5 protein-coding genes are annotated in these 12,751 nt (G+C 62.0%); 4 read left to right on the forward strand and 1 reads right to left on the reverse strand.

Annotated elements, in window-relative coordinates:
* From AO388_RS20455 to AO388_RS20465, 3 genes are all read left to right on the forward strand, one after another.
* Window positions 1-6,213: non-ribosomal peptide synthetase (locus AO388_RS20455; RefSeq protein ID WP_058417013.1), on the forward strand; the 6,213-nt coding region annotated here is incomplete at its 5' end.
* Window positions 6,214-6,276: 63 nt separating this feature from the next.
* A complete protein-coding gene (gene macA / locus AO388_RS20460) occupies window positions 6,277-7,434 on the forward strand; it encodes a macrolide transporter subunit MacA (RefSeq protein ID WP_054080908.1) in 1,158 nt (385 codons plus the stop codon).
* Between the two features lie 2 nt (window positions 7,435-7,436).
* A complete protein-coding gene (locus AO388_RS20465; protein WP_003433892.1) occupies window positions 7,437-9,398 on the forward strand; it encodes a MacB family efflux pump subunit in 1,962 nt (653 codons plus the stop codon).
* Window positions 9,399-9,606: 208 nt separating this feature from the next.
* On the opposite strand, the gene AO388_RS20470 is transcribed toward AO388_RS20465, so the two are convergent.
* A complete protein-coding gene (locus AO388_RS20470; protein WP_003371025.1) occupies window positions 9,607-10,941 on the reverse strand; it encodes a diaminobutyrate--2-oxoglutarate transaminase family protein in 1,335 nt (444 codons plus the stop codon).
* A gap of 275 nt (window positions 10,942-11,216) precedes the next feature.
* Between AO388_RS20470 and AO388_RS20475 the strand changes: the two genes are divergently transcribed.
* The gene (locus AO388_RS20475; protein ID WP_058417014.1) at window positions 11,217-12,647 is read left to right on the forward strand and encodes an efflux transporter outer membrane subunit; all 1,431 of its coding nucleotides are present in this window, start codon (window positions 11,217-11,219) and stop codon (window positions 12,645-12,647) included.
* Window positions 12,648-12,751: the final 104 nt, after the last annotated feature.

Below are 12,751 nucleotides of genomic sequence, written 5' to 3' on the forward strand. Positions count from 1 at the left end.
ATCTACACCTCGGGCTCCACGGGCAATCCGAAGGGCGTGATGATCGAACATCGCGGCCTGGTCAACTACAGCGTCGATGCGGCGCGGCTTTTTGGCCTGGCGCCAACCGACACCGTGCTGCAACAGAACACCCTGAACTTCGACCTGTCGGTGGAGGAAATCTTCCCGGCCTTGCTGGCGGGTTCCACCCTGGCTCCGAGCCGCGAGATATTCGGCAACGAAGGTCTTGAAACTCACGGCATTCATCCGACGGTCCTGCACTTGACCGCCGCGCACTGGCACACGCTGGTGGCCGAGTGGCACAACCAGCCTCAGGCTGCCGAACAACGCTTGGCCGAGGTGCGCCTGATCAACGTCACGGGCGATGCGCTGTCGGCGCAGAAGCTCAAGCTCTGGGACGAGGTGCGCCCGGCGCATACTCGCCTGATCAACACCTATGGTCCGACCGAGGCAACCGTTTCTTGCACCGCGGCTTATGTCAGCCATGATGCTGTGGCCGGCAGCGAAGGCAGTGGCAACGCGACCATCGGCAAACCGATGGCCAACACCCGCATCTACCTGCTTGATGCCCATCAGCAGCCCGTGCCCTATGGCGTGGCTGGTGAGATCTTCATCGGTGGCGATGGCGTGGCACGCGGCTACCTGAACCTTGCCGAGGTCAACGCCGAGCGTTTCCTCGCGGATCCGTTCAGCAGCAGCCCTGATGCCAGGATGTACAAAACCGGCGATTTGGCACGCTACATGGCTGACGGCCGCATTGAATATCTGGGGCGTAACGATTTCCAGGTCAAGGTGCGCGGTTTCCGTATCGAACTGGGCGAAATCGAAGCCCGCCTGGGCAATTGCGCCGGGGTCAAGGAAGCGGTGGTGATCGCTCGGGAAGACACTCCTGGTGAAAAACGTCTTGTGGCCTACGTGATTGCACAGCCACAAGCGAACCTGGATGCCGCCAGCCTGCGCGCCGAACTGGCACCGCAACTGGCCGAGTACATGCTGCCGAGCGCGTTTGTGCTGCTTGATGCACTGCCGTTGACGCCGAACCGCAAGCTCGACCGCAAGGCGTTGCCGGCTCCGCAAGCCGATGCCTTTGCCAGCCGCGAACACGTGGCGCCGCAAGGGGCCACAGAGCTGGCGCTGGCGCAGATCTGGCAGGACCTGCTCGATCTGGAACAGGTGGGCCGTCACGACCAGTTCTTTGAACTGGGCGGGCACTCGCTGCTGGCGATGCGTCTGATTTCCCAGGTGCGCCAGCAGTTGAGCGTCGAGCTGGGCCTGGCGGATATCTTTGCCCAGCCGGAACTGGCCGCCATGGCACGCATACTCGCCGACGCCAAAGGCAGCAGCCAGCCGCCTATCGTGCCGGTGTCCCGTGATCAGGCCTTGCCGCTGTCGTTTGCTCAGCAGCGTCTGTGGTTCCTCGCGCAGCTGGAAGGCGGCAGCGCGGCTTACCATATTCCGGCAGGGCTGCGTCTGCGTGGCACTCTGGATAACCCTGCGCTGGAGCGAGCGCTGGACCGTATCGTCGCCCGCCACGAAGTGCTGCGTACGACCTTTGTGCAAGAGCAGGACCAGGATCCGGTGCAGCGCATCGCTCCTGCCGATATCGGTTTCAGCCTGCAACTGCACGTGTTGACCGGGCAGGCGGATGCTGAACAGCAACTGCTCGCCATCACCGCTGCAGAGGCCAACGAGGGCTTCGATCTGCTCAACGGTCCGCTGGTACGGGGACACCTGGTGCGCATGGCCGAGGACGATCATGTGTTGCTGGTGACGATGCACCATATCGTCTCCGACGGCTGGTCCACGGATGTGCTGACCCGCGAGCTGAGTGCGCTCTATGCGGCGTTCAGTGCCGGTGCCGAGGATCCGTTGCCCGCTTTGCCGGTGCAATACGCCGACTATGCCGTGTGGCAGCGCAACTGGCTGAGCGGCGAAGTGCTGCAGCAACAGCGTCAGTACTGGCAGCAGACCCTGGGTGGCGCGCCAGCCTTGCTGACCTTGCCGACCGACCGGCCACGCCCGGCACAACAGGACTACAGCGGCAACGTTCGCGGCCTGGTGCTTGATGCAGAGCTGACCAGCGGCCTCAAGGGCCTGAGCCAGCGACATGGCAGCACCCTGTTCATGACCGTAATGGTCGCATGGGCCTCGCTGCTGGGGCGTCTGGCCGGCCAGGACGATGTGGTGATCGGTACACCGGTGGCCAACCGCCTGCGTGCCGAAGTGGAGGACCTGATCGGGTTCTTCGTCAATACCCTGGCGATACGCGTCGATCTGTCCGGCGCACCCAGCGTCGAAGCGTTGATGCAGCAGGTCAAGCGTCAGACGCTGGCAGCGCAGACCCATCAGGACCTGCCGTTCGAACAAGTGGTCGAGGTGGTTCGTCCGCAACGCAGCCTGTCCCACAGCCCGATCTTCCAGGCCATGCTGTCCTGGCAGAACAACGAAACGTCCGACCTGTCGCTCGGCAGCATGAACCTGCAAGGCGTAGCGGTAAACGACCACACGGCCAAGTTCGATCTGGTGCTGGACATGACCGAGGTCGGCGATCAGTTGATCGGCACGCTGGAATACGCCACGGCGCTGTTCGACGAAAGCACCATGGACCGTTACCTGGGCTATTTCCAGCGCCTGCTGGAAGCTATGGTCGCCAATGAACAACACATACTGGAACACGTTCCATTGGTGGATGCAGTCGAGCGTCAGCATCTGTTGACCGGTCTTAATGCAACCGACCGCGCTTACTCTGAGGGTCAGTTGATGCATCGCCTTTTCGAGGCGCATGCAGCGTCTCGACCTCAGGCGCTTGCGGCCCGCCAGGGTGAGCAGACGCTGACCTACGCCGAACTCGACAGCCGCGCCAACGCCCTGGCTCAGCACTTACGCCAACACGGCGTGCACGCGGGAACCCGAGTGGCGATCCTGCTGGATCGTTCGGTGGAACTGTTGACCAGTATGCTGGCCACGCTCAAGTGCGGCGCGGCTTACCTGGCGCTGGATCGCCTGGCTCCCGAAGAGCGTCTGCGCTTCATGCTCGAGGACAGCGAAGCAACCCTGTTGCTGACCCGCAGCGAACTGACGGCACCTGACCTGACACAGAGACTCGATCTGGACACCCTGGATCTATCAGCGTTGAGCCAAGGGCCAGTCGTGCTTGCAGATGAAGCTGCAGGCGAGACCCCGGCGTGCATCATCTACACCTCCGGCTCCACCGGCCTGCCCAAGGGCGTGATCGTGACCCACAACGGCATTGTGCGGCTGGTGCGGGACAACTACGATTTCCGTACCGATGACCGCGTGGCGTTTTCTTCCAACCCGGCGTTCGACGCCAGTAGCCCGGAGATCTGGGGTGCCTTGCTCAATGGCGGCCAGTCGATAATCGTCGAGCCTTCCGTGTTGCTTGAGCCGGCGGCCTTTGCGGCCTTGCTCAAACGCCATGCGGTGACGGTGATGTTCAGTTCGACCGCGTTGTTCAATCTGTATGCCGGGTTGATTCCCGAAGCTTTGGCAGGCTTGCGCATGCTGGAGTGCGGTGGCGAACGGGCGGATCCGGCGTCGTTCCGCCGGGTACGGGAGCACTCGTCTCAAGTACGCCTGTTCAACGGCTACGGCCCGACCGAGGGCACCACGTGCGCCACTCGTTACGAAGTGTTTGATGTGCAGCCGGGAACCCTGAGCCTGCCGATCGGCAAACCCAACGCCAACGTGCGCATCTATCTGCTCGACGCGTGCGGCGAGCCGGTGCCGATGGGCAGCGTCGGCGAGATCTACATCGGCGGGGTCGGGGTCGCGCTTGGCTACCTGAATCGCCCGGAACTGACCGCCGAACGCTTCAGCGACGATCCGTTCAGTCAGCAGGCGGGCGCGCGTCTCTATCGCACCGGCGACCTGGCGCGCTGGTTGCCGGACGGCAACCTCGAATACCTGGCGCGCAATGATGGCCAGGTGAAGGTCCGCGGCTTCCGTGTGGAGCTCGGGGAAGTCGAAAGCAGCCTGCATGGGTGCGATGGCGTGCGCAACTCCGTGGTAGTGGCCCGCGAAGACAGCCCGGGCGACACGCGTCTGGTGGCTTACTACACCGTGCACGCTGACGTTGAAGCACCCGAGCCGGAGGCTCTGCGTGCACAACTGAGCGCCAGCTTGCCGGAATACATGGTCCCGAGCGTATTCATCTGCCTGCCAGACTTGCCGCTGACGCTCAATGGCAAGGTGGATGTCCAGGCACTGCCAACGCCGACAGCGGATCAGTTCGTGAGCCGAACGTTTGAAGCCCCGGCAGGGGAGTTGGAGATTCGTCTGGCGAAAGCCTGGGCGGAAGTACTTGAATTGCAACAGGTGGGACGTCATGACAGCTTCTTCAATCTCGGCGGTCACTCGCTGATGGCGGTACGACTGGTCAACCAACTGGTACAGAGTGGCTTGCCGGTGTCTCTGGCCGACGTTTTCCAGCACGCCAGCGTGGCGGCCCTGGCCAGCCTGCTGGGCAGCCGCAGCGAAGAGGTTGCAGCGCAGCTTCATGAGCAACTGGTGCCGGTGCGCACCACCGGCAACCAGCGTCCGCTGTTCCTGGTGCACGAGTTCACCGGCCAGGATGTGCACTTCGCGGCGCTGGCGGTACACATCGACAGCGACATTCCGGTCTACGGGTTGAGCGGCATCCCGCTCGGTCAGGAACAGTTGCTGACCATGGAATGCCTGGCAACGCGCTTGTTGGGTGCGATGCGCAGCGTGCAGCCGCACGGACCTTATCGCCTGGCGGGCTGGTCGTTCGGAGGGCTTCTGGCCTACGAAATCGCCATCCAGCTGGAGGGCATGGACGAGGAGGTGGAGTTTATCGGCATGCTCGACACCTACATGCCGCGCCTGGTGGATCAGGGTCGCGAGCGTTGGGACCTGCAGACCGCCCACCGTCAGCACCTGCTGGAACACTGCGAGCAGTTCTGGAAAGCCCGAGGCGAATGCGCGCAGGCTCTGGAAGCCCTGGAGCGAGTGCGTGCAAACCGGCAGGCCTTTGATTTCGCCGGGCTCCTGCAGCACTGCCGTGAGCAGGGTGCGCTGCCGCCGGAGCTGGACATCTACACGAACGAGGGTCTTTGCCAGTACCTCGACCGAGAGGTGGCTCACGGTCATGCGCAGGCCAATTACACGGTTTACCCCAACAGCGTGCCGCTGCACCTGTTCACTGCCAGTGAGTGGGAACCCAACTCGCAGAAACACAGCGGTTACCTGGGTTGGGATAGCGTACTGCCCGTCAGTCAGTTGCGCAGTATCAAGGTCGCGGGCGATCACTTGAGCATGATGAAGCCGCCACATATCGAGGGCCTGGGTCAGGCGATCAGCCAGGCGTTGACTGATCTGCCCGATCGGCCACGGGGGGCTGACAACGCCCACCGGCCGTTGCTGACGATTCAGGGCGGACGCCGCGATCATGCGCCCGTGTTCTGTGTCCCGGGGGCAGGGGACAGTGTGACCGGTTTCATCGGCCTGGCCGAGGCACTGGGCCCGCACTGGCCGATCCACGGGCTGCAACCGCGCGGGCTGGATGGCCGCACGGTGCCTTACAGTCTGGTGGAAACCGCTGCCGAAGCGTATCTGCAAGCACTCGACAGCACTCACCCCGAGGGGCCGGTGCATCTGCTCGGTCATTCGTTCGGCGGCTGGGTGGCCTTTGAAATGGCCCAGCGCCTGACGGCACGTGGCCGCGAAGTGGCTTCGCTGACGCTGATCGACAGTGAGTCACCGGGCGGCAACGGCGTGGTGGGCAAACCTTACACCGCGATAGGCGTACTGGAACGTTTGATCGAGACCATGGAACTGGCTGCGGGCAAGTCGCTGGGCATCGATCGTGCGGCCTTCCGGACCCAGGACGATGTCGGTCAGATGCGCTTGTTGCATGCCGGGATGGTGCGGGCAGGGATGTTGCCGCAGCGTTCTTCGCCGGACGCGATGCGCGGGCCTGCGCGGGCTTTCGGTACGGCGTTGCGCACACGTTATCAACCGTCGCAGATCTACTCCGGGCCGGTGCGTCTGGTGCTGGCCGATGACCCAGTGCTGGATGCGGCGGGCAATCAGCGCGAACAGCAGGCGATGGTCAGCGGCTGGCGCCAGTGTGCTCCGGATCTCACTGTCTGGCGTGGGCCGGGCAACCATTTCACCATTCTCAAGGCGCAGCATGTACAGCATCTGGCGAACTGGTGGCTACCCCGCCAATAACGCCGTTTCTTCAAGCCCGGCGGTCCATCGCCGGGTCAATTCTCAACACATTCGTGGCTTTCTATGAAAAAGTTGAAGTTTCGCAAAGTGCTCATCGTTGTCGTGCTGCTGGTTCTGGCAGCGGGTATTGCCTACAGCGTCCAGTCTCCGGAAAAGGCTCCGGAGTACCTGACCGCCAAGGTCGAACGCACCGACATCGAAAACTCGGTGCTGGCCAGCGGTGTGCTGCAAGGCATCAAGCAGGTTGACGTCGGCTCGCAGGTCTCGGGCCAGCTCAAGTCCCTGAAGGTCAATCTGGGCGACAAGGTCAAACAAGGTCAGTGGCTGGCGGAAATCGATCCCGTGGTGCTGCAGAACACCCTGCGCCAGTCGCAGGTCAACGAACAGAACCTGATCGCCCAAAAAGACGCGGCTGTGGCGCAGCTCAAGGACGCCAAAGCCATTTACCAACGCTACAAGCAATTACGTGCGGATGACGCAATCTCGCAAAAGGACTTCGATACGGCGCAATCGGATTTCGAGGTCCGGAGTGCCAACCTGCGGTCGCTGGAGGCACAGGTGCGCGACGCAAGAATTCAGATCGAGACCGCCAGGATCAACCTGGGCTATACCCGTATCGTCGCGCCGATCAGCGGTGATGTGGTGGGTATCGTGACGCAGGAAGGCCAGACTGTGATCGCCAGCCAGCTGACACCGGTGATTCTCAAATTGGCGGATCTGGACACCATGACTGTCAAGGCACAGGTCTCCGAGGCCGACGTGATTCATATCACCCCCGGGCAAGAGGTGTATTTCACCATTCTCGGCGATGCCGAAAAACGCTATTACGCCAAGCTGAAGGGCACGGAGCCAGCACCGCAAAACTTCCTGGATGCACAATCCAGCACCGCCAGCAAGCCGAACAGTGCGGTGTTCTACAACGCATTGTTCGACGTCCCCAACCCTGATCACCGTCTGCGTATTTCGATGACCGCCCAAGTGCATATCGTGCGTGAAAAGGCCAAGGACGTATTGACTGTGCCTGTTGCGGCCCTGGGCGACAAGAACGGCGACGGCAGCTTCCCGGTACGCGTTGTCGACGCGCAGGGCCAGGCCCAGAGCCGCAATGTGCAGACCGGCATCAACAACAACGTGCGGGTCGAGATCAAGAGCGGCCTTGCCGAGGGTGACCAGGTGGTGATCGGTGAACCGTCGACCACACCAGCGACAGCGGGGGCCTGACCATGAGTCGAGCTCTTCTGGAACTCAAGGGTGTCACCCGGCGTTTCGTCGCCGGCGAGAAGGACTTCATCGCGCTCAATGACATCAACCTCACGATAAATGCCGGCGAACTGGTTGCCATTACCGGGGCCTCGGGCTCCGGCAAGTCAACGCTGATGAACGTGCTGGGTTGCCTGGACCACGCCAACAGCGGCAGCTACAAGGTCGACGGGCGTGAAACCGGTACGCTGACCGATGATGAGCTGGCAGAGCTGCGCCGTGATCACTTCGGTTTCATTTTTCAGCGTTATCACCTGTTGCCGCACCTGGCGGCGATCCAGAATGTCGAAATGCCGGCCATCTACGCAGGCACCGGTAAAAGCATGCGTGTGGAGCGCGCGCAGAAGCTGCTTGAGCGCCTGGGACTGTCCGGGCATCTGGAGCACAGGCCAAGCCAGTTGTCAGGCGGCCAGCAGCAGCGGGTGAGTATCGCCAGGGCCTTGATGAACGGCGGTGAGATCATTCTGGCCGACGAACCCACCGGAGCCCTCGACAGTGTGAGCGGCAAGGAGGTGATGAACATCCTCCTTGAGCTCAACAGCGCCGGGCACACGGTGATCCTGGTAACCCACGACGAGAAGGTTGCGGCGCACGCCGAGCGCATCATCGAAATGCGTGATGGCGAGATCATCGCCGACCGGGTCAACACTGACCGTCCGATCGTCAACGAAAAAACCACCGAGCGCCTGCCGAGCAAACCCAGGCAGGGCAACCGGCTGATGGCCAACATCGGCCTGTTCCAGGAGGCCTTCGTCATGGCGTGGGTGGCGCTGATCTCGCACCGCATGCGCACGCTGCTGACCATGCTCGGGATCATCATCGGCATCACCTCGGTGGTGTCGATCGTTGCGATCGGCGAAGGGGCCAAGCGCTATGTGCTCAAGGACATCCAGGCCATCGGTAGCAATACCATAGAGGTGTTCCCCGGCAGTGACTTTGGCGACACCAAGTCTATGGATATCCAGACTCTGGCGCTGTCCGATGTGACGGCGTTGAGCAGTGAGTACTACATCGACAGCGCCACACCGAATATCGGCCGCAACCTGCTGGTGCGCTACCGCAACATCGACGTCTCGGCGACGGTGAGCGGGGTCAGCCCGAGTTACTTCCAGGTGCGTGGCACCAAAATGGGCTTGGGGGTGGGGTTCAACAAGGATGACGCCCGGCGGCAGGCACAGGTGGTAGTAATCGATCACAACACGCGGATTCGCCTGTTCGGTCCCAAGGTCGATCCGCTGGGCCAGGTGATTCTGGTGGGTAACCTGCCGTGCACGGTGATCGGCGTGACCGAGAACAAGAAAAACATCTTCGACACCAGCAAGAACCTGAATATTTGGATGCCCTACGAAACCGCCTCCGGACGCCTTCTGGGTCAGACCTACCTGGACGGCATCACCGTGCGGGTCAAGGACGGACAGCCAAGCAAGGTGGTCGAGGACAACGTGAACAAGCTGTTGCAAAAGCGTCACGGGACCAAGGACTTCTTCACCTACAACCTCGACAGCGTGATGCAAACGGTGCAGAAGACCAGCCAGTCGCTGGCCCTGTTACTGTCGTTGATTGCGGTGATCTCGCTGGCGGTCGGCGGTATCGGGGTGATGAACATCATGCTGGTGTCGGTCACGGAACGGACGCGCGAGATTGGCATTCGCATGGCAGTCGGGGCACGCCAGGCGGATATCCGTCAGCAGTTTCTGGTGGAGGCGGTGATGGTCTGCCTGATTGGCGGGGTCATCGGCATCGGCCTGTCGTTCGTGATCGGCTATGTGTTTTCACTGCTGGTCAAGGAATGGCAGATGGTGTTCTCCGTGAGCTCGATTGTCACTGCGTTCATCTGCTCGACATTGATCGGCATCGTGTTCGGCTTCGTACCCGCACGTAACGCGGCACAGCTCGATCCGATCGAAGCGCTGGCACGGGATTGACAGGGGGATTGCAGGACAAGGATGTCCTGCCCGTTGGAAAAGGGCGTACGACCGCGCATTGAAAAGTGCCTGCGGGCGGAGTCAGAAAGATCGGCGTATGAGGTCGACGCAGGAAGCTTAAGGGCAGGGATCCTGCTCGCAAGAGGCTGGTGCAGGCAACGAATGTCTGTCTTCTGCGTCAGCCTCCCGAGCAAGCTTTTGCGAGGCTTCAGCCTACCGCACTGACGCTGGAAACCCGTGCGGCGCTGCTGCTCCTGAGGGCCTGTTCGAAGCGGTCGAGAACTGTACCTACTTCCGACTCGCTAATGTTCAAAGGTGGCAGGAAGCGCAGGACTGCGCTGTTGCGTCCACCCGTTTCGATGATCATGCCGTTGTCGAAGCACTCCAGCTTGATCGCTCGCGCACGTGCGCCATCGCCAGCCCCAGGACGCGATCCGCTGGCCGGTTTGACGATCTCCACGCCAAGCATCAGCCCACGGCCACGAACATCGCCGATAAACGGGAACTGTCGAGCGATATCTTCCAGCCCGCTTTGCAACTGCTCCCCCCGGCGCGAGGCATTGCCTGCCAGGTCGTGCTCCTTGATATGACGCATGGTCGCAGCTCCGGCCACCATCGCCACCTGATTGCCACGGAATGTACCTGCGTGCATGCCTGGGCCCCATGTATCCAGGTGCTCGGCATAGACGATCACTGATATTGGGTAGCCACCACCGATGGCCTTGGACAGCACCAGAATATCCGGCGTTATCCCGGAATGTTCGATGGCAAACAGGTTGCCGGTACGCCCGAGTCCGGTCTGCACTTCATCAATAATCAGCAAGATGCCGAACTCGCGGGTGATCTCCCGCACGGCGCGCAGCCACTCGGCCGATGCCGCGATACAGCCGCCTTCGCCCTGAATCACTTCGACCACCACCGCCGCCGGTTTGGGCACACCGCTTTCCGGATCACTGAGTACCGTGCGGATGTACTCGATGGAGAGGCGGTCGGTATGTTCGCCATCGGTGCCGAACGGGCAGCGGAAGCGATAGGGGAAGGGCAGGAAGTGGGTGCCCTGGGCCAGCAGGCCGGCTTTGGGGTTGAGGTTGCCCATGGCCGACAATGCGCCAGCGGTCATGCCATGGTAACCACCGTGGAAGGACATCAGCGGCGAGCGCTGGGTGTAATGGCGAGCCAGTTTGATTGCGGCTTCGACCGCGTCTGAGCCACTGGGGCCGCAGAACAGGATTTTGCTGTTGTCACGCATGCTGGCGGGCAACGTCGCAAACAGTTCTTCGACGAAGGCGTGCTTGGCCGGTGTGGCCAGGTCAAGGGCCTGCTGCAGATGATCACTGTTGAGAAATTCGATCACCGCCTCGCGGACCACCGGTGGGTTATGACCCAGTGCCAGCGTGCCAGCGTTCGACAGGCAGTCGAGGTACTCCCGGCCATTGGCGTCCTTGACTCGCATGCCTTTGCCGCTGACAAACAGTTGCTGGAAGGTCGCTGCATAGGTGCGCGCATTCGACTCCAGTTTCTTGAGATTGCTTAACTCTTCCATAGTCGATCCCTTGTTGGCACAGGTACGGATTCATTGCTACTCGCTTCGAGCAGAGCGCGATTCTGTAAGAACCTCAGGGGGATCGCCAACTTATCGCCGCCGGACTGTCCCCGTATTCCACGACAGACATCTCGCGGCCTCAGGCGTTAAATGCATGCTACGAAAGGGATTTGTGGCGCTGTAGGAAATCTCGCGACAACGCTCCTGATCGCCCGGATCCCTGCGCCGTTGCCTTATCTCCAGACAACCACTGTTCCGGAACCTTCGAGAGCTTTATGTCGATTGGCAAACCTGCTGGCCACTTCCTGTTGTCGACGTTTCTGGTGTCGCTGCTGAGCGGCTGCACGCTAGGACCGGACTACCACTTGCCTGCGGTGGCGGTTGCCAGCAAGTGGCATGCGCCACTGCCGCATGACGCGTCGATGGTCGGGCTGCAGGATTGGTGGCAACAGTTCAATGACCCTGCGCTGGCAACCCTGTTGCGTCTGGCACAGGCAGACAGCCCATCACTCGACAAGGCTCTTGCGCGCATTGCCCAGGCACGTGCGACGGTGGACGACAGCGTTGCCGACCGGCTGCCGCAAGTGAGCGGCGGTGTGAGCAAGTCACGCGCCGGCATCAGGCAGAGCGGGGTGCGCCAGAGCGGCAAGACCTCCGGCGCAACCCTCGATGCGTCCTGGGAACTGGACCTGTTCGGCAAACTGCGACGCACCGACGAGGCTTCACGCAATCTGCTCGAAGCACGTGTCAATGATTGGCATGACGCTCGCGTATCACTGGCCGCCGAGGTCGGTGATGACTTCGTGCAGTACCGCGGCTGCCAGATGCTGGTGAACGCTTACCGTGATCAGGCGCAATCCCAGGAGCAGACAGCACGTCTGACTCGCGTATCGTTTCAGGCCGGGTTTACCGCCGCCGCCGATTCATCGTTGAGCGACGCCAGTGCGGCGGCGAGCACTGCGACTCTCATCAAACAACAGAGCGAGTGCGACGTGCTGCTCAAGAGCCTGGTGGAGCTGACTGGCAGCGACGAGGAACAGGTACGAGAAGTGCTCAGCCATAACCCCGCGCGACTGCCGCAGCCTGCGTTGCTGGATGTACGGGAAATACCCGCCGATCTGGTGCGCCAGCGCCCGGACCTGGCGTCCAGCGAACGCGAACTGGCCGCAGCGAATGCGAAGATTGGCGCTGCCCAGGCTGATCGTCTGCCGAGCCTGAGCCTGGTTGGCTCGTTCGAAGTGGGGACCACCACCGGAGTATTCAGCCGCGATTGGAGCCTCGGCCCGCAACTGACTGTTCCGCTGTTCGATGCAGGCAAGCGCCGGGCGGCGGTAGATTCTGCGCGGGCGGATTATGACACGGCGCTGGCGACCTACCGGCAAACCCTGCGCACAGCGGTAATGGAGGTCGAGCAGGCGCTGGTGCGCCTGGACGCGGCGCGGCGCTCGCAAGTCAGTACACAGCGGGCCAGCGACGGTTATCAAGCGTCGTTCGAGGCCACAGACCGCAACTGGCAGGCCGGTAATGCCAGCCTGCTGGACCGCGAAGAAGCTCGCCGCTCAGCGCTGTCGGCTGAAATCGAACTGATCAACGTGCAACAAAATCAGGTGCGCTACTGGATTGCCCTGTACAAGGCCCTGGGCGGTGGATGGCAGGACAGTCGCGAAGGTTTGGCCGGTGAAACACCGAAGCGGGGCGGCGCATGAGGAAGATACGCGTGTATGGGCTGCTGACGCTGGCAGTGCTGGGCGTTTCGGGCTGGCTATTGTCTGGCCGCGCAGAGCCGCCCCCGGCAGCCGCGGCCGCGCCG

The sequence above is a fragment of the Pseudomonas sp. ICMP 10191 genome, from assembly GCF_001467335.1.
Taxonomy (GTDB): domain Bacteria; phylum Pseudomonadota; class Gammaproteobacteria; order Pseudomonadales; family Pseudomonadaceae; genus Aquipseudomonas; species Aquipseudomonas cerasi.